19 protein-coding genes are annotated in these 19,334 nt (G+C 72.5%); 10 read left to right on the top strand and 9 right to left on the bottom strand.

Annotation, left to right across the window (positions count from 1 at the left end):
- Positions 1–72: 72 nt before the first annotated feature.
- From AC59HU_RS01815 to AC59HU_RS01795, 5 genes are all read right to left on the bottom strand, one after another.
- Positions 73–576 (bottom strand): MarR family winged helix-turn-helix transcriptional regulator, encoded by a 504-nt coding sequence (locus AC59HU_RS01815; protein ID WP_497221604.1) that lies wholly within the window; start codon positions 574–576, stop codon positions 73–75.
- A 72-nt stretch (positions 577–648) separates the two neighbouring features.
- Positions 649–882 carry a hypothetical protein gene (locus AC59HU_RS01810; protein WP_497221603.1) on the bottom strand — a complete coding sequence of 78 codons (234 nt, stop codon included), beginning with the start codon at positions 880–882 and terminating at the stop codon, positions 649–651.
- Between the two features lie 130 nt (positions 883–1,012).
- Positions 1,013–1,336 (bottom strand): hypothetical protein, encoded by a 324-nt coding sequence (locus AC59HU_RS01805; protein ID WP_497221602.1) that lies wholly within the window; start codon positions 1,334–1,336, stop codon positions 1,013–1,015.
- Entirely contained in the window at positions 1,333–2,016 is a 684-nt protein-coding gene (locus tag AC59HU_RS01800; protein WP_497221601.1) for an Asp23/Gls24 family envelope stress response protein, read from the bottom strand. The genes AC59HU_RS01805 and AC59HU_RS01800 overlap by 4 nt, the downstream gene beginning before the upstream one ends.
- Complete coding sequence (locus tag AC59HU_RS01795; protein ID WP_497221600.1) at positions 2,013–2,579, bottom strand: RNA polymerase sigma factor; 567 nt, start codon at positions 2,577–2,579, stop codon at positions 2,013–2,015. Before AC59HU_RS01795 ends, AC59HU_RS01800 begins: the two co-directional genes overlap by 4 nt.
- Before the next feature lie 179 nt (positions 2,580–2,758).
- Here AC59HU_RS01795 and lpdA point away from each other — a divergent pair, with 179 nt between their 5' ends.
- From lpdA to AC59HU_RS01780, 3 genes are all read left to right on the top strand, one after another.
- Positions 2,759–4,159 carry a dihydrolipoyl dehydrogenase gene (gene lpdA, locus AC59HU_RS01790; RefSeq protein WP_497221599.1) on the top strand — a complete coding sequence of 467 codons (1,401 nt, stop codon included), beginning with the start codon at positions 2,759–2,761 and terminating at the stop codon, positions 4,157–4,159.
- 74 nt (positions 4,160–4,233) lie between these two features.
- The gene (locus AC59HU_RS01785) at positions 4,234–4,866 is read left to right on the top strand and encodes a Pr6Pr family membrane protein (protein WP_497221598.1); all 633 of its coding nucleotides are present in this window, start codon (positions 4,234–4,236) and stop codon (positions 4,864–4,866) included.
- Positions 4,867–4,989: 123 nt separating this feature from the next.
- The gene (locus AC59HU_RS01780; RefSeq protein WP_497221597.1) at positions 4,990–6,333 is read left to right on the top strand and encodes a hypothetical protein; all 1,344 of its coding nucleotides are present in this window, start codon (positions 4,990–4,992) and stop codon (positions 6,331–6,333) included.
- Positions 6,334–6,467: 134 nt separating this feature from the next.
- Here AC59HU_RS01780 and AC59HU_RS01775 read toward each other — a convergent pair whose 3' ends face one another.
- A complete protein-coding gene (locus tag AC59HU_RS01775) occupies positions 6,468–6,812 on the bottom strand; it encodes a LysR family transcriptional regulator (protein WP_497221596.1) in 345 nt (114 codons plus the stop codon).
- 71 nt (positions 6,813–6,883) lie between these two features.
- Between AC59HU_RS01775 and AC59HU_RS01770 the strand changes: the two genes are divergently transcribed.
- The 6 genes from AC59HU_RS01770 to AC59HU_RS01745 all read left to right on the top strand — a co-directional run bounded on the left by AC59HU_RS01770 (position 6,884) and on the right by AC59HU_RS01745 (position 14,556).
- Positions 6,884–8,458: a deoxyguanosinetriphosphate triphosphohydrolase family protein gene (locus AC59HU_RS01770; RefSeq protein WP_497221595.1), complete on the top strand. Its 1,575-nt coding sequence runs from the start codon at positions 6,884–6,886 to the stop codon at positions 8,456–8,458.
- Between the two features lie 167 nt (positions 8,459–8,625).
- Positions 8,626–9,681 (top strand): BMP family ABC transporter substrate-binding protein, encoded by a 1,056-nt coding sequence (locus AC59HU_RS01765; RefSeq protein ID WP_497221594.1) that lies wholly within the window; start codon positions 8,626–8,628, stop codon positions 9,679–9,681.
- Positions 9,678–11,387 (top strand): ABC transporter ATP-binding protein, encoded by a 1,710-nt coding sequence (locus tag AC59HU_RS01760; RefSeq protein ID WP_497221593.1) that lies wholly within the window; start codon positions 9,678–9,680, stop codon positions 11,385–11,387. Before AC59HU_RS01765 ends, AC59HU_RS01760 begins: the two co-directional genes overlap by 4 nt.
- Positions 11,384–12,508: an ABC transporter permease gene (locus tag AC59HU_RS01755; protein WP_497221592.1), complete on the top strand. Its 1,125-nt coding sequence runs from the start codon at positions 11,384–11,386 to the stop codon at positions 12,506–12,508. The genes AC59HU_RS01760 and AC59HU_RS01755 overlap by 4 nt, the downstream gene beginning before the upstream one ends.
- The gene (locus AC59HU_RS01750; RefSeq protein ID WP_497221591.1) at positions 12,508–13,455 is read left to right on the top strand and encodes an ABC transporter permease; all 948 of its coding nucleotides are present in this window, start codon (positions 12,508–12,510) and stop codon (positions 13,453–13,455) included. The genes AC59HU_RS01755 and AC59HU_RS01750 overlap by 1 nt, the downstream gene beginning before the upstream one ends.
- A 93-nt stretch (positions 13,456–13,548) precedes the next feature.
- Positions 13,549–14,556: a nucleoside hydrolase gene (locus AC59HU_RS01745; RefSeq protein ID WP_497221590.1), complete on the top strand. Its 1,008-nt coding sequence runs from the start codon at positions 13,549–13,551 to the stop codon at positions 14,554–14,556.
- A 34-nt stretch (positions 14,557–14,590) separates the two neighbouring features.
- Here AC59HU_RS01745 and AC59HU_RS01740 read toward each other — a convergent pair whose 3' ends face one another.
- Genes AC59HU_RS01740 through AC59HU_RS01730 form a run of 3 tightly spaced genes read right to left on the bottom strand, consistent with a single transcriptional unit; the run spans position 14,591 to position 18,285 of the window.
- On the bottom strand, positions 14,591–15,460 hold the full coding sequence (locus AC59HU_RS01740; RefSeq protein WP_497221589.1) for a GNAT family N-acetyltransferase: 870 nt from the start codon (positions 15,458–15,460) through the stop codon (positions 14,591–14,593).
- A 9-nt stretch (positions 15,461–15,469) separates the two neighbouring features.
- Positions 15,470–16,690: a pyridoxal-phosphate dependent enzyme gene (locus AC59HU_RS01735; protein WP_497221588.1), complete on the bottom strand. Its 1,221-nt coding sequence runs from the start codon at positions 16,688–16,690 to the stop codon at positions 15,470–15,472.
- On the bottom strand, positions 16,690–18,285 hold the full coding sequence (locus AC59HU_RS01730) for a helix-turn-helix transcriptional regulator (protein ID WP_497221587.1): 1,596 nt from the start codon (positions 18,283–18,285) through the stop codon (positions 16,690–16,692). The genes AC59HU_RS01735 and AC59HU_RS01730 overlap by 1 nt, the downstream gene beginning before the upstream one ends.
- A gap of 69 nt (positions 18,286–18,354) precedes the next feature.
- On the opposite strand from AC59HU_RS01730, the gene AC59HU_RS01725 reads away from it, so the two are divergent.
- Complete coding sequence (locus AC59HU_RS01725) at positions 18,355–19,323, top strand: 5'-3' exonuclease (protein WP_497221586.1); 969 nt, start codon at positions 18,355–18,357, stop codon at positions 19,321–19,323.
- Positions 19,324–19,334: the final 11 nt, after the last annotated feature.

Raw genomic sequence — 19,334 nt, 5'->3', positions numbered from 1 at the left:
CTACCGCCGTCCGCCCCCGGGGCGGCGCGACCGGGCGGCCGGCGGATCGCGCAGCCGTGCGGGTCACGCGGGTCATTCGGCGCGCTCGCGCTCCAGTCGGTCGCTGACCTCGTGCAGCACGCGCGCGACGATCGCGGCCTCGGCCGGATCGAGCCGTTCGACGACGGCGACGACGCTCTCGTGGAAGGCGCGGAACGCGTTCTCGATCCGGAGCGCGGCGGTGCGGGTGGGCACGAGCAGCTGCGCGCGCCGGTCGCCGGGATGCACGCGGCGCTCCAGGAGCCCGAGGTGTTCGAGCCGGTCGATGATATTGGTGACCCCGGCGTTCGAGATGGCGAGCATCGCGACCAGATCCTTGGGACCGGTGTCCCGCCCGTCCCGCTGCGCCTGGAGCAGGTAGCGGATCGCGTGGAACTCGTTGCTGCTCAGCCCGCTGACACCGCGGATCCGTTCGAGCTCGCCCTCCTCGGCCTTGCGGAGGCGGAGCAGCGCGTCGACGGCGTCGCGCGCCTCGGCATTGCCGGGAGCCGCGGCATAGAGGTGGCGGGCTTCGCGCCGGACGACGTTACGGGGCACGGCGGGTCGGACTCGGGGTCATCGCAGTCGGGCGGAGCTGAGTCTGGCGTGGAGGAGTCGGACTGGTCGAGGTCAGGCGGCCGCGTGCTGGGACGTCAGCGGCATCGGGATCAGCCGTGCCTCAAGTGCGCGCTCCGCGGTCTCGAGATCCGCGTACTCGCCCAGGTACTCGCCGAACTGGTTGCGCACGTAGTAGTGGGTGCCGTGCTGGTCGATCGTGCCGGCGAAGCAGCCATCGTGGTTGCCGACCCAGAGTCCGGCCTCGGCCATCCGCCAACGCACCTGGGGGGTCTCGGTCGCAGCCATGGTCGATCTCCTTCGTGTCGAGCAACGGAGCCCGATCGGCTCCACTGAAAAACATTCCACGGTGTGAACTATTCGGCTACCTTCCGACCTGAGGGTTGACAGGGAGGGTGCGCTCGGTTACGCGTCGGGGTCAGTCGACGCTGGCCACGACCACGCGGATGGCGGAGACCGGGATGCCGGCCGCGTCGAGGAGCTCGTCGATCACGCGATAGACGGCCCGGCAGGTCTCCGAGGCCGACACCTCCTCGGCGACGCCGATGGAGAGGGAGACCTCGAGCCCGTCCGCGGACTCGCGGAGCGCGACCCGGGGCGAGACCGCCTGGCCGGTGACGACGGCGACGGCCTGGTCGAGCACGGCCTTGGCCAGCGGTTCGGCGGGGTAGACGGCCCGGACCCCGGGGACGGCGGAGACGGCCTCCTGCAGCACGACGGCGAGGTCGAGGTCGGCGGTCATCGCGCGTCCTCCTCTGCTCCGGTGTCCGGCTCTCCGCCAGTGTCCGGCTCTCCGCCCGTGACCGGCTCTCCGCCCGTGACCGGTCGGTCGTCCGGCTGGGGGGGCAGGTGCACGTCGTGCACCGTGATGTCGACCGCCACGACGTCGAGGTCGGTGTGCAGGGCGAGCGACTCGAACACGGCGACCCTCAGCTGCTCGGTGACCTGGGGGATGCTCCGGCCCCAGTAGACGGTCGCGTCGATCGAGACCGTGATCGGCGCACCCGGCTCGGTCACGTCGCCCTCGAGGGCGCAGCGGCCGATCATCAGGCCGTCGATCGTGTCGCCGGCCGCGCGCACCAGCGCCCGCACCGAGCCCTCGGTGATCGCGAGCCGGGCGGTGGGGTCGGGATGGGGGATCGGGATGCTGCGGCCGGACCGCACCTCGCGGGAGATGTTCTGGAGGATCCCGGTGATCCACCCCTCGTCCGGCTCGGGTTCTCTGGCGGCTTCCGCCTCGAGCATCTGGGTCGAGACCGAGCGGAGGTGCTCTAGCGCCGCGAGCGCCATCCGGCAGCCGGGGGAGGATTCGATCGAGGGGTCGACCGGGGTGCGACCCGAGTCGAGGTAGTCGCTCAGCTCGTCGATGGTGTGGCCGTCGAGATCGTCGGGTTCGAGGCCGAAGGGGCCGTGATCGGTCATCGCCATGCCTCCATCTCGCGGATCAGATTCTTCCGTGCCCGGGCGATGAGTCCTCTCACCGTCGAGGAGGGCAGGTCGAGCTCCCTCCCGATGTCCAGGTAACTGTAGCCCGCCAGTTCGCGCAGCACCCAGCAACGTCGTTGCTCCTCGGGCAGACCGGCGAGGGCCTCGGAGAGCGCCTGCTCGAGCGAGCGGGCCGCCCACATCCCCTCCGGCGTGCTCGAGGTCGGGGCGCCGGGGTCGTGGTCGGCGATGTCGTCCTCGTCGTGGCGACGGCGGATCCGGTCGATGCACTTGTTCGAGGTGATCCGCATCAGCCACGACTTGACCGAGCCGAGGTCGCTCAGCGTGGGCAGGCTCCGCCAGGCCTGGATGAACGCCTCCTGCACCACGTCGTCGACGTCCGAGTTCGAGCCGAGGATGCGCCGGGCGTAGACGCGCATCAGTCGGCCGTAGCGGCGGACGAGCACCTCGAACGCCCGCACGTCGCCGTCGGCGGCGCGCCCGGCGAGGATGCGGTCATCGGCGGATTCGAGATCCTGCCGGTGTTCCTGGTCGGCCATGCGTTCATCCAACACCACCCGGTGCATCCGTCGCAGATTCTGCAGGATCTGCAGTTTCCCGACCTCTGAGGATCGCCCGAGGGGGCCGCGGGTCGCCGGGAGCGGAGTAGCGTCGGAGGGTCAGAATCCGATCACCGGGCCGCAAGGCGGGATCGGGCCGATCCACCCGAGGAGAATCCATGAGCACCCACGTCGACGTCGTCGTTCTCGGAGCCGGACCCGGCGGTTACGTCGCCGCGATCCGCGCCGCGCAGCTCGGCAAGTCGGTCGCCGTGATCGAGAAGCAGTACTGGGGCGGGGTGTGCCTGAACGTCGGCTGCATCCCCTCGAAGGCCCTGCTGCGCAACGCCGAGCTCGCCCACATCTTCACCCACCAGGCCCAGCAGTTCGGCATCTCGGGCGACGTCTCCTTCGACTTCGGCGCCGCGTTCGACCGCAGCCGTTCGGTCGCCGAGGGGCGCGTCAAGGGCGTGCACTACCTGATGAAGAAGAACGCGATCACCGAGCTCGACGGCACGGGCCGCTTCACCGACGCGAAGACCATCGAGGTCGAGCTGTCGGCCGGAGGCACCGAGACCGTCACCTTCGACGACGCGATCATCGCGACCGGCTCGACGGTGCGCCTGCTGCCGGGCGTCGAGCTCAGCGACAACGTCGTGACCTACGAGACCCAGATCCTCACCCGCGACCTGCCGGGCTCGATCGTGATCGTCGGGGCGGGCGCCATCGGCATGGAGTTCGGCTACGTGCTGAAGAACTACGGGGTCGACGTCACCATCATCGAGTTCCTCGACCGGGCGCTGCCCAACGAGGACGTCGAGGTCTCGAAGGAGATCCAGAAGCAGTACAAGAAGCTCGGCATCACGATCCTCACCTCCACCCGGGTGGACTCGGTGGTCGACCAGGGTTCGTCGGTCGCGGTCTCGTACACGGCCGCCGACGGCACCGCCGGGCGGATCGACGCCGACAAGGTGCTGATGTCGGTCGGCTTCGCCCCTCGGGTCGAGGGCTACGGCCTCGAGACCACGGGTGTCGCCCTGACCGAGCGCGGCGCGATCGCGATCGACGACCACATGCGCACGAACGTGCCCCACCTCTACGCGATCGGCGACGTCACGGCGAAGCTGCAGCTGGCCCACGTGGCCGAGGCGCAGGGCGTGGTCGCCGCCGAGACGATCGCCGGAGCCGAGACGATGACCCTCGGCGACTACCGGATGATGCCGCGCGCCACCTTCTGCCAGCCCCAGGTCGCCTCGTTCGGCCTCACCGAGCAGCAGGCGCGCGACGAGGGCCACGACGTCACGGTCGTCAAGTTCCCCTTCACCGCCAACGGCAAGGCGCACGGCCTCGGCGAGCCGACCGGCTTCGTCAAGATCGTCGCCGACTCGGAGTACGGCGAGCTCCTCGGCGCCCACCTGATCGGACCGGACGTCTCCGAACTGCTGCCCGAGCTGACCCTGGCCCAGAAGTGGGACCTGACCGCGGCCGAGCTGGCGCGGAACGTGCACACGCATCCCACGCTCAGCGAGGCCCTGCAGGAGGGCTTCCACGGCCTCACCGGCCACATGATCAACCTGTGACCTCGGCGATGGCCGGCGGCAGGGCGATCGGCGGGGCGACCCATCGATCCGGCGGGCCGCCCCGAACGACCATCATGAGGGGACGACGGATCACCGGGGCGATCAGGATCGTCGCCGGCCTCGCGCTGTTCGCGACCATCGCCATCCAGATCGGCGACCGCGTCGCGAACCAGGCCTTCGACCCCTGGGAGTACTTCAGCTACTTCACCATCCAGACCAGCCTGATGAACATCGTCGTGCTGGTCGCGGGTGGCCTGCTGGCGCTCCGGCTGCCGCGGGACACGGGCCTGTTCACCACGGTCAGGATGGCGACGCTCACCTACGCGATCGTGACCGCGGCCGTGTACAACCTGCTGCTGCGGAACATCCCGTCGGAGGGCTACGCCGGCCTGGCCTGGCCGAACGAGGTCGTGCACGTCTGGGTGCCGGTGCTGCTGGTGCTCGACTGGCTCCTGGCCCCCGGGCGGCCGTCGCTGCCGTGGCGCTCGCTCTGGGTGGTGCCCGCGTACCCCGTCGCCTGGGCGATCTACACGTTCATCCGGGCCGGGTTCAGCGGCGGCACGATCTACCCCTATCCCTTCCTCGACCCGGCGACGGCCGGCTGGGGGAGCGTCTTCGCGTACATCGTGGGGCTCACGCTCGCGCTGGTCGCGCTGGGTGCGCTGGCGGTCTGGTACACCCGGCTCCGGGCACGTCGCGCGGCCTGATCGCGCGGATGGTGAGAACGATCGCGCGGATGGTGAGAACTCCCCATGGGGAGCGCGGCGAAACGCTCGTAGGGTGGTTGACGACCTCCGGAACGTTCGGAGGACACTGACTAAGGGGGCGCCATGAGCGACGATCAGAACACCCGTGAGCCGCAGCAGCCGGGGCAGGGCTGGCAGCAGCCGGGCTCGCAGCCGCCCGCCGGCCCGCCGCAGGGCCAGCCGCAGGGGCAGCCGCCGCATCCCGGGTACGGTCAGCCGCCGCAGGGCCAGCAGCCGCACCCCGGCTACCCGCCGCAGGGCCAACCGCAGGGCCAGCAGCCGCATCCGGGGTACGGCCAGCAACCGCAGGGCCAGCAGCCGCATCCGGGCTACCCGCCGCAGGGGCAGCAGCCCCACCCCGGCTACGGAGCACCCCAGCCGGGCGGCCCCGGCACGCCGGGCGGGCCCCGCAAGAAGGGCCTGGGCACCGGCGCCATCATCGGCATCGTCGGTGGTGGTGTGCTGCTGCTGATCATCATCGCGGTGATCATCATCGCCGTCGTGGCCGCGCGCTCGGTCACCTCCTCCTCGGGCGGGGGCGGCTCGAATCAACCCGCCGCCTCGCCGTCGCAGGTGGTCACCGAGTACCTCACCGCGATCGCGGACGGCGACTCGGCCAAGGCCCTCGGCTACATCGGCACCCCGCCCGACGACACCTCGCTGCTGACCGACGACGTGCTCGCGGCCTCCAACGAGCTGGCCCCGCTCACCGGGATCACCGTCGTCACCGAGGACACCAGCAACGGCAGCTCGGACGTCACGGTCAGCTACGCGCTCGGCTCGACGCCCGTCACCACGGAGTACAGCGTGCTGGACTACGACGACGACGGCGTCTGGGAGATCAGCGGCGGCACGGGCTACATCAGCACCGCGCAGTTCAAGGGGCTCGGCCTGACCGTCAACGGGGTCGACATCGACGCCGACGAGGTCGAGGTCTTCCCCGGCTCGTACCAGCTCGCGACGTCGCTGCCCAACTTCACGCTCTCCGGCGATTCCGTCGTGGTGGTCGACGAGCCCTTCAGCTCGGCCGACACCTCCGGCATCGAGCCGGTGCTGACGGATGCGGCGCTGCAGCAGTTCCGCAGCCTGGTGCGCGCCTCGGTCGAGTCGTGCCTCGCGTCGACCACGCTGCAGGCCGGGTGCGGCCTCACCATCCCGGCGACGCTGTCGGACGGCACTCAGCTGACCGACGGCACGATCCAGCGCACCCTGCCGGCCGACACGAGCACCACCCTCGACTCGCTCGAGGCGACGCTCAGCTACGACAACCCGACCCTGGCGCAGGGCGAGTACATCGGCAGCATCTCGGTCAGCGGTCAGTGCACGAAGGACGGCTCGACCGGCACCTGCGATGTGCTCTTCGGACCGTCGCTCGGCACGGCCTCGGTCGACATGGCCTCGGCCAACCCCACGGTGCTCTGGGACTGAGCCCGCTCGCCCCCGCCGGCACCCCCACTGACCGCCCTCGACCCGTCACTCGTTGCCGCTATCGCACTGCCGTAGCGACAACGAGTGACGGGTCGGCGACAGTCGGGGGTGGGTCGGCGACAGTCGGGGGTGGGTCAGCGGCCCTGCCGCTTCTTGAAGGGCTTCGGCTCGCCCTTCACGACCGGTGCCCGGCCGCGGCCCTTGCTGGCCTTCGCCTTGCCGCCCGCCTTCGGTGCGGGCGGCGGGGCGCTCGCCACCCGGGCTCGGGCCTCGGCGCGGAGGGCGAGGCCCGCCTCGGTCAGCGACAGCTCGCCCGAGTCGTCGGCATCCGGCACCACGAGGCGTTCGCCCCGCTCCTCCTCGAGCGCCGCGACGGAGGCCTGCACGGTCGCCCGGGAGACGTGCGCCGCGTTGGCGGCGCGCGACCAGTGCCCCTCGTCGACGACGGCGAGGAAGTGCTTCAGCTGATCGATCTCCACGCCCCCAGGCTAGCCGGGGCCGACACGGCCGGCGGACGGCCGGTGCGTCGCGGATGAAGCAGAATGGGCGGATGGACCTCGAGACCAGAGTGAGCATGGACGCCCGGGTGGCCCGCGCCGAGCCCGAGGCGCTCGACGAGATCCAGCGCGCCGACTACAACCCGGAGTACCGGATCGACCTCGAGCGGGTCAGGTTCTCGCCCTACTTCTCCCGGCTCTCCGCCGTGACGCAGGTGATCTCCCAGGCCGGCGCGAGCCCCCTGATCCACAACCGGCTCACCCACTCGCTCAAGGTGACCGCCGTCTCGCGCGCGATCGCGGTCGCCGTCGACAACGGTCTGGTCGGCTCGACCTCGTCGCTGTCGCCGCAGCACTCGCCGGGCGGATGCGACGCGGTCGTCGTGCAGGCCGCCGCCAGCGCCCACGACCTCGGCCACCCGCCGTTCGGCCACCTGGGCGAGAACGTGCTGAACCGCATCGCGCGCGACACCCTCGGCCTCGCCGACGGCTTCGAGGGGAACGCCCAGACCTACCGCATCCTTACCGCCCTCGATGTCTGCGACGGCGCGACCCAGGGGCTGAACCTGACCGCCGCCGTGCGCACCGCGGTCTCGAAGTACCCGTGGACCCCGGCGCTGGAGGGCCTCGCCCTCGGCGACGCCGACGGGCCGGGGCTGCCGAGGGGCCTCAAGCGGGTCGGTGGCGAGGTCGTCGCTCGCAAGTACTCGGCCTACTTCCTCGAGCAGGACGACCTCGACGAGGCCCGCCGCTCGGCTCCGGGGCTCGCGCCCTGGGAGCAGTCGCTGGAGTGCTCGGTGATGGACATCGCCGACGACATCGCCTACTCGATCCACGACGTCGACGACTTCTACCGAGCCGGCATCCTCAGTCAGGTCGCGGTCTCGCGCGAGTTCAAAGGCTGGCTCGACAACGCGGCCGAGCTGCGGCTGCTGGCCGCTCCCGAGCTCGAACTGGCGGGCATCCGCAACCACGCGGGCGAGGGGCTCGAGGCGCTGCGGCGCCGCATCCACCGCGACGACCCCTGGATCGCCGACGACGACGCGTTCGCCGAGGCGGTCAGGGTGGTCTCGGACGACCTGGTCGAGGGCCTGCTCTCGACGGTCTTCGACGGCTCGATCGCGGCCGAGCGCCGGCTCTCGACCTTCACCAGCACCTGGATCGCGCACTTCGAGCGCTCCATCGTCGCCGCTCCGCCGGACACCCCGCGCACCGGGATCGTCACTCTCGACACGCGGGCCTGGCACGAGGTGAAGGTGCTCAAGTTCGTGCACAAGCACTTCATCCTGAACCGCCCCGACATCGCGATGTACCAGCGGGGACTGAGCCAGGTGCTGGTCGGGCTGGTCAGCGCCTTCACCGAGTGGCTCGACGACGACCACGACCGCAAGCGGGTGCCCCGGCGGCTGATCGAGATGGTCGACCTCGCGACGGAGGGGTACCACCGGCTCGCCGCCGTGCGCCCCCATCTGCTCGAGGACACCGGGTCGGCGCAGCTCGGCCGCCTCGGGCGAGGGCGCGGCGTGATCGACTACGTCGCCTCGCTCTCGGACGGTCAGGCGATCGCCGTGGCCGAGGCGCTGAACGGGCGCACCGACCGGTTGTGGGACATCGGCCAGAGCCTCTGAGCCGGCCCCGGCGGCGCTGGATCGTAGCCGAATCGTGTTGCGTCATGTGACGGCTCGGCCGGAACGGGACTCCCCGTCTCGATAAACTCGACGGACGGCGGATCGGGTGTCCAGACCCCGTCTTCCCCGCCGCATCCACCGCAGCGCGTTTCCGTAAGGGGAAAACCATGTCTTCACTCGCACGCCGGGGAGCCGCCGTCGCCCTCGCGGCCGGCCTCCTCGTCTCCGTCGCCGCGTGCTCCAGCTCGGGCGGTGCCTCCAGCACCGGAGCCGCGGGCGACGGCGACGCCGCGAACTCGATCATCCTGATCACCCCGACGCCGATCGGCTCCAACAACTTCCTGCAGCTGGCCTCGGACGGCGCGAAGGAGGCCGGGGAGAAGTACGACGCCTCGGTCGACGTGTACGAGAGCGAAGACCCCACGAGCATCCAGCAGAACCTCGACGCGGCCATCCGCGAGAAGCCGAGCATCATCATCGGCGTCTCGTTCAACGTGCTCGACCAGTTCACCGAGGCCGCGGCCGACAACCCCGACCAGCAGTTCCTGCTGATCGACACCTCGGCCGAGAACCCGACGCCGAACCTCACGGCCGCCGTGTTCAAGGAGTACGAGGCGACCTACCTCACCGGCGTCGAGGCGGGCCTGCTGACCCAGAAGAACAACATCGGCGTCGTCGCGGCGCTCGACACCCCGTTCATCCACCGCTGGATCGACCCCTTCTACGCCGGCGCGAAGAGCGTGAACCCCGGGGTGAGCACCTCGGCCCAGTTCGTCGGCGGCGACAACCCGTTCGGCGACCAGGCCCGCGCGAAGGCGCAGGCGCAGATCCTCGCCGACGGCGGAGCCGACTACGTGCAGGCCGCCGCCTCCGGCGGCAACACCGGGGTGTTCGAGGCGGCCGCCGAGAGCGGCTTCAAGGCCTTCGGCGTCGACACCAACCAGTGCCTCGAGTCGCCCGGCAACGTCGTCGACAACGCGATCAAGCGCGTCGACGTGGCACTGGTCAACTCCGTCGGCGACATCCTCGACGGCACCACCGGCGGCTTCACGGCCTACGGACTCGCCGAGGGCGGCGTGGGGCTCACGGGGCTCGAGGACGGCGTGGCCGACTCGCAGTGCCTGATCGCCGACCACCCGGACGTGATCGAGAAGGTCGCGGCGGTCCGCGACCAGATCGTCTCCGGTGCGATCGTGGTCGCCGACCCGCTGACTGCGGGATGACCTCGGCCCACCCGAACGACGCCGATGCCGCGACTCCTTCGGGGGCCGCGGCATCCGGCGTGCCCGTCTCGCCGTTCGACACCGACGTGCCCGCGGTCGAACTGACCGGGATCGGCAAGCGCTTTGGCGCCGTCGTCGCCAACGCCGACGTCGACCTCGTGCTGCGGCGCGGCACGGTGCACGCGGTGATGGGCGAGAACGGGGCCGGCAAGTCCACGCTCATGTCGATGCTGTTCGGCCTGCTCGAACCGGATGCGGGGGAGATCCGGGTCGAGGGCCGCCCGGTCCGGTTCCGGGGCCCGCTCGACGCGATCGCGGCGGGGCTGGGCATGGTGCACCAGCACTTCCGGCTCTTCGACACGATGACCGTGGCCGAGAACGTCGTCTACGGGGCGGAGCCGCGCCGGCCGGGCCTGTTCGGCCGCGGCGTGGTCGACCGTCGGGCGACCGCCGAGCGCGTGCGCGAGCTGAGCCGGCGGTACGGCCTCGAGTCCGACCCGGATGCGGTGGTCGGCACGCTCTCCGCGGGCGCCCGCCAGCGGGTCGAGATCCTGAAGGCGCTGCACCGCGACGCCCGCATCCTCATCCTCGACGAACCGACCGCGGTGCTCACGCCGAACGAGGTGACCTCCCTGTTCGCCGTGATCCGGCGCGCGGCCGAGGGCGGAGCCACGGTCGTGCTGGTGACGCACAAGATCCACGAGGTGCTCTCGGTCAGCGACGAGGTGACGGTGCTCCGCGACGGCCGGGTGACCGGCCGGTTCGCCACCGCGGAGGCGACGGCCGCCTCCTTGGTGCACGCCATGACCGGTCGCGCCGTCGACGAGGTGCGGAACCCCCGCACCGGCACCCCGGGGGACACGGTGCTCGAGGTCTCCGGCCTCACCGTCGGGCACACGGAACCGGTCTCGGATTCCGATCCCGTCGCCGGGCCCCGAGCGTCATCGGGCGGTGTCTCCGCCGTCTCGGACGTGTCGTTCACGGTGCGGGCCGGCGAGATCGTCGGCATCGCCGGGGTCTCGGGCAACGGCCAGCACGAACTCGTCGCCGCGATCCTCGGCACCGTGCCCGCGTCGCGGGGCGGGGTGCGGATCGCCGGCGCGGACGTGGCGGGCCGGTCGGTGCGCGACCGCCGGGCGCTCGGGCTCGCCGTCATCCCCGAGGACCGGCGCGGCGAGGGCAGCGCCGTCACGATGTCGATCGCCGAGAACGTCACCCTCGGGCACCACCGCACCCCGCCGATCGGCGCCCCCCGGGGCCTCCGCCGTGGGTGGATGTCGATCCGGGCCGAGCGCGCCCGTGCCCGCGAGCTGATCCGCGACTACGACGTGCGCACCTCGGGCGAACTCCAGCCGATCGGCGCCCTCTCCGGCGGCAACGCGCAGAAGGTGGTGATCGCCCGCGAGCTCTCCCATCGAGCCCCGCTGGTGATCGCCGAACAGCCCACCCAGGGCGTCGACGTCGGCGCGATCGAGTCGATCCACGGCCGGCTGCTCGAGCACCGTGCCGACGGGGGAGCGCTGTTGCTGGTCTCGCACGAGATCAGCGAGCTGCTCGCCCTGGCCGATCGCATCCTGGTGATGTACGCCGGCCGCATCGTCGCCGAGTTCCCGGCCGAGGAGGCCACCACCGCCCGGATCGGCGCGGCCATGGCCGGCGCCGCCGAGACGCCGACCCGACCCGACCCGGAGGATCCCGCGTCATGACCTCGACGACGACACCGCCGCCGCGCCCGACTCCGCCCGCCGCCGGGCCGGACGCGCCGGCGCCCGCCCGGCCCGGCGCCCGGCTGCTCCGCGCCGCCCTCCGGCATCCCGCCGTCGTGCCGATCGGCGCCGTCGTGCTGGCCCTCCTGATCGGAGCCGTGGTCATCCTGGTCGCCGGGCTCGACCCGATCACCGCCTACGCCGCCGTGATCTCCGGCGCCCTGGAGCCCGGGTCGCTCGACTACACCTTCTCGGTCTGGGGCTTCATCATCGGCATGGCCCTCGCGGCGGCGATCCCGCTGCGGATGGGCGAGTTCAACCTCGGCGGCAACGGGCAGCTCGTGCTCGGCGGGCTCACCGCGGCCGTCATCGCCGGCAACCTACCTCTTCCCGGGCCGGTCGTCATCCCGCTCGCGGTGATCGGTGCGGCCGTGGTCTCGGGGGCCTTCGGGGCGATCTCGGCGCCGCTGGCGACCCGCTTCGGCATCCCGATCATCATCTCGACCCTGCTGCTGTCGCCGATCGCGGTGGCCGTGGTGTCGTTCCTGGTCCGCTTCCCGCTCGGCGAGGCGGGCGCGGCCTCCGCCCAGACGCCGCGCCTGCCCGTGGACGCGCGGATGTGGGCGCTCGGCGACCTCTCGTACTCGAACGTCGGGCTGCTGATCATCCTCGCCCTGCTCGTGGTGTTCTGGCTCGTCGATTCCCGGAGCGCGGTCGGTTTCGAGCTCCGGGTGGTCGGGGCCAACCGGCGCTTCGGCGCCTACGGCGGGGTGCGGGTGGGTCGGCTCGCCCTCGGCGCGATGGCCGCTGCGGGCGCCGCGGCGGGCGTGGTGGGTGCCGTGATCGTGATGTCCTCGCCGTTCCGGCTGATCGACGGGGCGTTGATCTCGCCCGGCTACACCTTCGCCGGGCTGGCGGCGGCGCTGCTCGCGGGCGGTCGACCGGCGCTGATCCCGGTCACCGCCATCCTGTTCACCGTGCTGCAGGTCGGCGGCGCCGCCATGGAGCGATCGGCCGACGTGCCGCGCCAGCTGTCGGACGTGCTGCAGGGCGTCGTGATCGTCGTGCTGGCCCTGCGCACCGTGCTCGACCAGCGCCGAACCGAACGGAGCTCCGCCTGATGCACGTCTTCGAACTCGGCTTCGTGGCGGCCGTGCTGCTCGCGGCGACTCCCGTGCTCTACGCCGCCCTCGCGGGCGCGCTGTCGGCCCAGGCCGGCGTCTTCAACATCGCGCTCGAGGGCCAGATGCTCTGGGGTGCCTTCGCCGCCGTCGCCGGCAGCTACTACACCGGCAGCGCCTGGGGCGGTCTGCTGACCGCGGTGCTCAGCACGGCGCTGTTCTCGGTGATCCTCGCCGTCGGGGCCGCGCGGTGGAAGGCCGACCCGATCATCATCGCGATCGGCACCAACCTGCTCGCGATCGGACTCACCGGCTTCCTGCTCCGGGTGCTGTTCGGCGTCTCGGGATCGTTCTCGCCGCGCGAGCTGCAGGGCCTGCCGAAGCTGGCGTTCCTCGCCGATGTGCCGGTGATCGGGCCGGTCTTCGCCGGGCAGACCGTGCTGGTGCCGCTCGCCTTCGTGGTGATCGCCGCGGCGGGCGTGTGGCTGAAGGTGTCGCCGGCCGGGCTCCGTCTGCGGGGCGTCGGCGAGCATCCGGATGCCGCGGCCAGCCTCGGCATCGAGGTCGCGCGCTACCAGACCTGGGTCACGATCGTCGGCGGTGCCCTCTGCGGCGTCGCGGGCGCCCAGCTGGCGCTCGGCAACGTGACCGTGTTCACCGAGAACATGACCGCCGGCCGCGGCTGGATCGCGGTCGCAGCCGTGATGCTCGTGGCGGGCCGGCCGCTCTGGCTGCCGGTCGCGTGCCTGGGCTTCGGCGCCGCCGAGGCGCTCGGCTTCCGGCTGCAGGGCATCGGCGCGCCGCAGCAGCTCACCGACGCGGCGCCCTACGCCATCACGCTGCTGGTGCTGATCGCCACCCGCATCCGGCTCCCGCGGCGCCGCACCGCGGTCGCCGCGAGCACCTCCGCCGGCGCCACCACCTCCAGCGCCACCACCGCGGGCTGAGCCGACTCAGCCGCCGCCCGCCCGTCTCCCGCGCCCCATCCGCCCGCCCCCGCCGGCGCCCAGCGCCCCGGCTTCCCAGCAGAAAGCACCATCATGACCGACCAGAGCACCCCCACAGACCAGCCCGAGCCCGGCGACGACGGCATCCGTCACATCGTGCTCGACACCGACACCGGGATCGACGACGCCCTCGCCCTGCTCTACCTGGCCGGGCGGCCCGACGTCGAGCTCTCGGCGATCACGAGCGTCTACGGCAACACCCCGGTGGAGTCGGCCCTGACGAACATCGCCCGCGTGCTGACGGTCGCCGGGCTCGAGGACACGCTGGTCGCCCGCGGCGCCGCCGGCCCCCTGCTCGGCGACGCCCGGATCGCCTCGCACGTGCACGGCGTGGACGGCCTCGGCGACCTGTGGCCGGAGAAGCTCGAGCCGCAGAACCTCTCGCCGCTCAGCTCGGCCGAGCTGCTGGTCGAGCTCGGCCGCTCGCGCCCCGGCTACTACGACCTGCTGCCGGTGGGGCCGCTCACCAACCTCGGGCTCGCGCTCGAGATCGAGCCCGAGCTGCTGACGCTGTACCGGTCGGTGGTCATCATGGGCGGGTCGGGCCCCTTCCCGCCGCTCGGCACCGTGCAGATGGTGGATGCGAACATCCACAACGACGCGGAGGCCGCCGCGCGCGTGTTCGCCGCCCCGCGCCGGAAGCTCGTGATGGTGGGGGTGAACGTGACCGCGGGCACGATCGTCGACGAGCAGGCCGTGCAGGCGCTGCACCACGCGGGCACCGAGTGGGGCACCTTCTCGGCCCAGGTGCTCGAGGCCTACATGGACTTCTATCAGTTCGCCTGGGGGCGCCGGGTGTCTCCGGCGCACGACGGTCTCGCGGCCGCGCTCCTGGTGCAGCCGGACTGGATCACCTCCTCGGTCACCGGGCCCGTCGGCATCACCACCGACGGTTTCGCCACCCGGGCCCACCTCCTTCGCACGGCGGAGGGGCTGCCGGTCAGCTGGCCGACGGATCCGGCGCCGGACACCGTGGTCGTGCTCGACGTCGACCGGAAGGCCTTCCTGGCCGACTTCGTGCGGGTGCTGTCGGGACGGTGAGGACCGGCGCCGGCCGGGCCGCGCGCCGGCTCGGCTACCGCCGCCAGCGGTAGGGGGTGGTCGTCGAGACGCGGATGAGACCGGCACGTTCGAGGATCGGCCGCGAGTACTCGGTCGAGTCGCTGTGCACCAGCGTCGCACCTGCGGCCCTGGCCGACCGCGCCCGGGCGGCGGTGAGGGCGCGGTAGATGCCCCGACCGCGCCAGGGCTCGAGCGTCGCCCCGCCCCAGATGCCGGCGAACCCGGTCCCGGCGACGGGCTCCAGGCGGCCGGCGCTCACGATCCGGCCCTCGGCCTCGGCGACCCAGAGCTCCATCCCGTCGGCCCGTTCGAGACGGCGGAGGATCGCGTCGGCGTACTCGTCTGAGACCGGCTCTCCGAACACCTCGTCCTGCATCGCGCTCATCGCCCGGACATCCAGCTCCGACGTGACCCGGCGGAGGGTCACCCCCGCGGGGAGCGGCACGTCCACGGCGAGGGCGGCGACCGGCCCGATCATGATCGACTCGGTCTCGTCGGGTTCGAAGCCCTCGGCGATCAGCGACTCGTGGAGTCCCGGTGCGTGGTCGTGACCGCGGGTCTTCCACTCGACGCGGGTGATCGCGGGGTCGGCGCGGAAGTGCTCGAGGGCGCCGACGACCAGGGCCCGAACGGCCTCCCGGTCGAGACGGGCTGACCCGGCGGATGCGGCGGCCGTGGTGGATGCGCCGGCAGCGCCGGGTGCGGATGCGGATGCGGATGCGGGCGACCCGCCCACGAGGTCGCGGTAGGTCACGAATCCCCGGACGCCCGCGAAGGTCACGAGTCGCAGAGGGCCGAGCCGGCTCACGGAGAGGGCGCTCGGTGTCTCGGCCTCGGTGCGCAGCTGGTCGTCGTAAGCGGCGAGGAGGGCGGCGGCATCCATCCGGCCAGCCTAGGCGCGAGCGGGCAGCAGCGTCGCCATCGACTGCGCCGCCTTGAGGCCGGAGCCCGTGAGCACGAGCACGGTCGTCTCGTCGGGGGAGAGCACGCCGGCGGCGAGCAGCCGACGGGCCGCCGCCGGGGCGAGGCCGCTCGTCGGTTCGACGTACAGGCCGACCGCCAGGAGCTCGCGCAGGGCCGCGACGATCTCCGCCTCCGAGATCGCCAGGACCGCGCCGCCGGATGCCCGAACCGCCCGGAGCACCTCGAGGTCCCGCACCGGGGCGCCGATCGAGGCGCCCTCCGCGATCGTCGGCGCCCAGCGATCCGCGCGGCCGGTGTCGGCGCGCTCGGCGCCGGAGTCGAAGGCCTCGGCGAGCGGGGCGCAGTTCGCGGGCTGCGCGGCGAAGACCCGCGGCATCCGCTCGATGGCACCGGCCCGCCGCAGCTCGTCGAAGCCGAGGGTGAGTCCGAGCACCAGGCTGCCGCCTCCGGCAGGCACGACGACGGCGTCGGGGGCGCGGAAGCCGAGATCCTCCCAGAGCTCGTAGGCCAGCAGCTTCACTCCCTGCAGGAACGCCGGATGCCAGTTGTGGCTCGCGTAGAAGACCGCCGCCGCCCGGCGCACGGCCTCGGCCGCCGTCTCGGTGCGGGTGCCGTCGAACTCCTCGACGCGCGCGCCGACCAGGCGGGAGAACTGCTGCTTCGCCGCCGAGGTGCCGCGCGGCACGAGGATGGTCGCGTCCAGCCCCGCCGCGGCCGCGTAGGCCGCCGCCGAGGAGCCGCCGTTACCCGAGCTGTCCTCGAGGAAGGCGCCGACGCCCTGCGCGAGGAGGGTCGAGACGAGCACCGACATCCCGCGGTCCTTGAAGCTGCCCGTGGGGTTGGTCCACTCCGCCTTCGCCAACAGGCGCGTGCGCCCGGAACCGGTCGAGTCCGGGAGCTCGAACGGCAGCAGCGGGGTGAAGCCCTCGCCGAGCGTCACCTCTCGGGCGAACGCCGCGGGCAGCGCCGCGCGGTAGCGCCAGTGCGACCGCTCCCGCGGGTCGATCGCATCCGCCGTGATGCCCGGCAGTGCGGAGATGGCGAGGGGAGAGCCGTCGTCGCCCCGCCAGCGCGGTTCGTCGAGCGAGTAGTCCGTCCCGCTCCGGTCGACGAGGAAGGGCACGGAGGCCCGCCCGGAGATCGGCCCTGAGATCGGCCCGGCGATCGGTCCGTCGGTCGGCTCGGCCATCAGAGGTAGCCGTGCCGCAGCGCCAGCTCCTCGAGCGCGGTGCGGGAGGAGACCCCGAGCTTGCGGTAGACGCTCCGCAGCTGGCTCTTCACGGTGTTCCGCGAGACGAAGAGCTCCGCCGCCATGTCTTCGAGGCTCTGCTCCGACGCGGCGCTGCGGGCCACCGCGAGCTCGCGCGGTGTCAGCTGCAGGAACGGGTCGGCCGAGGGATCCGCCGAGGGGCCGGCGCGTTCGGCGAGCAGAGCGGCGCGTGTCTCGGCGGGCACCGCGGGGGGCACGGAGTCGGGCGCCAGGTCGAGCAGCAGCGCGAGATCGGCCACCGGAACCATGGTCAGCGGCTCGAACAGGCGGTGCTGCTCGGCCAGGTGCAACGCCATCCGCACCTGGGTGGTCGCGGCATCCGTCTCCCCGGCGCGCAGGGCCGAGGCGGCGGCGATCGCCAGCGCCCCCACGAGCACGCGCGGCGAGGCGGTCGAGATCCGGATGAGGGCGGCGGCCTCGCGCCGAGCCCGCGTGGCGTCGCCGGTCGCGAGCCGGGTGGCGGCCTTCCACAGCCGCACCTGCAGCACGCCGGAATCCTCGTCCGGCGCGTCGGCGTCGATCGCGTCGAGGGCGCGGCGCGCATCCACCCGGTTGCCCAGCCGCGAGAGCAGCACGGAGCGGGCGATCGCCACGAAGGGCTCCCAGGCGCCCTGCTCGAGCGACTCCGCCGGGCGCGCCTTGGCCGAGGAGTCGATCTGGGTCAGCAGGTCGACGCAGCCGGCCGGGTCGGTCTCGGTGAGCGCGAGCAGGTACTTCTGCGCCGGCCAGCGCTCGGTCACGCCCTCCAGGCTCACCTGCGCGAGCTCCTCGCGAGCCGCGTCCCACTGGAGCTCGTCGATCAGCAGCAGGGTGCGGGTGAACCGGGCCGTGACGGATGCACGGTTGCCCCACCACGCGCCCGTCGCGTCCGGCAGGCGGTCCAGCCACATCCGGGCCTGGATGTTGCGACCGGCGAGCGCGTGCATCCAGGCCAGCGCGCCGGCGGCGGAGGCCTCGGCGAGGCGGTGCCGTGCCGCCGCCGCGGCGTCGAAGCTCTCGGTGTACTCGCGGGTCGCGGCCGTGGAGTCGCCGAAGTACTCCCACGCCATCGCCCACTGGAAGAGGATCTCCGGCAGTGCCTGGAGGAGGGAGGAGCGGGTCGCGTCATCTGCCTCGTCCAGCAGCGCCCGGGCGTCCTGCACGGCCTCGACCGATTCGGCGTACCGGCCCGCGGCGCGTTTGGCGGCGATCTTGGCGGTGAGCTGGGCGAGTACGTCGAGGAGCGTCGTCGGCTCGGGGATCGGGCCGCCGCCGCGGAAGATCGTCGTGGTCGCGCGGCCCTTGGTCACGAAGCGGTTCACGTACTCCAGCGCCATCGCCCAGCGGGGGTTGGCCTCCAGCGCCTCCGCGGGCAGCGCGTTGATGGCCCGCTGCACCGCCGCCGGATCCTCCGAGAGCACGAGCGCCCACTGCTGGTCGAGCATCGCGACCACGGCCGTCCAGTCCTGATGGGCGACCAGAGCGTCGAGCCGTCGACCGAGCCCGGCGCCGGTCTCCTCATCGCTCTCAGTCATCCCACGTCGAATCTATCGTGCGCGGTAGGGGGAAGCCATCCCCGGCGGCGACGGTGCCACACTGGGCGCATGACGAAGGATGCCGGGCGCACCCCGGAGAAGCTGCTCCTGCTCGACACGGCGTCGTTGTACTTCCGGGCGTTCCACGGCGTGCCGGACACGATCCGGCGCTCCGACGGCACACCCGTCAACGCCGTCCGCGGGCTCCTGGACATGATCGCCCGCCTGGTCACCGACTTCGAGGCGACCGAGCTGGTCGCGTGCTGGGACGACGACTGGCGACCGGCCTGGCGGGTCGAGCTGGTGCCGTCGTACAAGGAGCACCGGGTCGCCCGTCTCGGCGGCGGCGACGCGCCGGACGTCGAGACCGTGCCCGAGGGGCTCACCGCGCAGATCCCGCTGATCCGGCAGGTGCTCGGCCTCGCCGGCATCGCGGTCGTCGGCGTGCCCGGGTACGAGGCCGACGACGTGATCGGCAGCTACGCCGCGCAGGCGCGGGAAGGCCTGCCCGTCGACGTGGTCACCGGGGACCGCGACCTGTTCCAGCTCGTCGACGACGAGCAGCCGGTGCGGGTGGTCTACACGGCGCGGGGGATGAAGAACCTGGAGGTGCTCACCGCGGCGACGGTGGTCGCGAAGTACCGGGTGCTGCCGGAGCAGTACGCCGACTACGCAACGCTGCGGGGGGACACCAGCGACGGTCTGCCCGGCGTCGCGGGCATCGGCGAGAAGACGGCCGCCTCGCTCCTCGGCGAATACGGCACGCTCGACGGTTTGCTCGCGACGGCGGCCGACGAGAAGGGCGGGGTCTCGGCGGCGATCCGGGACAAGCTCGACCGGGCCGCCGACTACCTCGCAGTTGCGCCACGCGTGGTGGCGGTGGCCCGCGATCTGGAGGTGCCGAACCCGGCGGAGGCCGGGGCGGGGCTCGGCCCCGTCACCGGGGAGGCGCGAGCCGAGCTCGAGCGCCTCTCCGCCGACGAGAACCTGGGCGGAGCGGTCGACCGCCTGCTGAAGGCCTTCGACCGCTTCGCCTGAACCGGGCCGGG

The organism is Herbiconiux sp. 320_LB (assembly GCF_059691755.1).
Note: the sequence above shows the minus strand (reverse complement) of the source record. Positions and strands in the feature narration are given on the sequence as shown.

Excerpts from the sequence above, each read along its gene's own strand:
- AC59HU_RS01780 (WP_497221597.1), top strand. The coding sequence starts at position 4,990 with ATGAGCGACGATCAGAACACCCGTGAGCCGCAGCAGCCGGGGCAGGGC.
- AC59HU_RS01760 (WP_497221593.1), top strand. The coding sequence starts at position 9,678 with ATGACCTCGGCCCACCCGAACGACGCCGATGCCGCGACTCCTTCGGGG.
- AC59HU_RS01805 (WP_497221602.1), bottom strand. The coding sequence starts at position 1,336 with ATGACCGCCGACCTCGACCTCGCCGTCGTGCTGCAGGAGGCCGTCTCC.
- AC59HU_RS01785 (WP_497221598.1), top strand. The coding sequence starts at position 4,234 with ATGAGGGGACGACGGATCACCGGGGCGATCAGGATCGTCGCCGGCCTC.
- AC59HU_RS01745 (WP_497221590.1), top strand. The coding sequence starts at position 13,549 with ATGACCGACCAGAGCACCCCCACAGACCAGCCCGAGCCCGGCGACGAC.
- AC59HU_RS01750 (WP_497221591.1), top strand. The coding sequence starts at position 12,508 with ATGCACGTCTTCGAACTCGGCTTCGTGGCGGCCGTGCTGCTCGCGGCG.
- AC59HU_RS01735 (WP_497221588.1), bottom strand. The coding sequence starts at position 16,690 with ATGGCCGAGCCGACCGACGGACCGATCGCCGGGCCGATCTCAGGGCCG.
- AC59HU_RS01725 (WP_497221586.1), top strand. The coding sequence starts at position 18,355 with ATGACGAAGGATGCCGGGCGCACCCCGGAGAAGCTGCTCCTGCTCGAC.
- AC59HU_RS01730 (WP_497221587.1), bottom strand. The coding sequence starts at position 18,285 with ATGACTGAGAGCGATGAGGAGACCGGCGCCGGGCTCGGTCGACGGCTC.
- AC59HU_RS01810 (WP_497221603.1), bottom strand. The coding sequence starts at position 882 with ATGGCTGCGACCGAGACCCCCCAGGTGCGTTGGCGGATGGCCGAGGCC.
- AC59HU_RS01765 (WP_497221594.1), top strand. The coding sequence starts at position 8,626 with ATGTCTTCACTCGCACGCCGGGGAGCCGCCGTCGCCCTCGCGGCCGGC.
- AC59HU_RS01755 (WP_497221592.1), top strand. The coding sequence starts at position 11,384 with ATGACCTCGACGACGACACCGCCGCCGCGCCCGACTCCGCCCGCCGCC.
- AC59HU_RS01795 (WP_497221600.1), bottom strand. The coding sequence starts at position 2,579 with ATGGCCGACCAGGAACACCGGCAGGATCTCGAATCCGCCGATGACCGC.
- AC59HU_RS01800 (WP_497221601.1), bottom strand. The coding sequence starts at position 2,016 with ATGACCGATCACGGCCCCTTCGGCCTCGAACCCGACGATCTCGACGGC.
- AC59HU_RS01770 (WP_497221595.1), top strand. The coding sequence starts at position 6,884 with ATGGACCTCGAGACCAGAGTGAGCATGGACGCCCGGGTGGCCCGCGCC.
- lpdA (WP_497221599.1), top strand. The coding sequence starts at position 2,759 with ATGAGCACCCACGTCGACGTCGTCGTTCTCGGAGCCGGACCCGGCGGT.
- AC59HU_RS01740 (WP_497221589.1), bottom strand. The coding sequence starts at position 15,460 with ATGGATGCCGCCGCCCTCCTCGCCGCTTACGACGACCAGCTGCGCACC.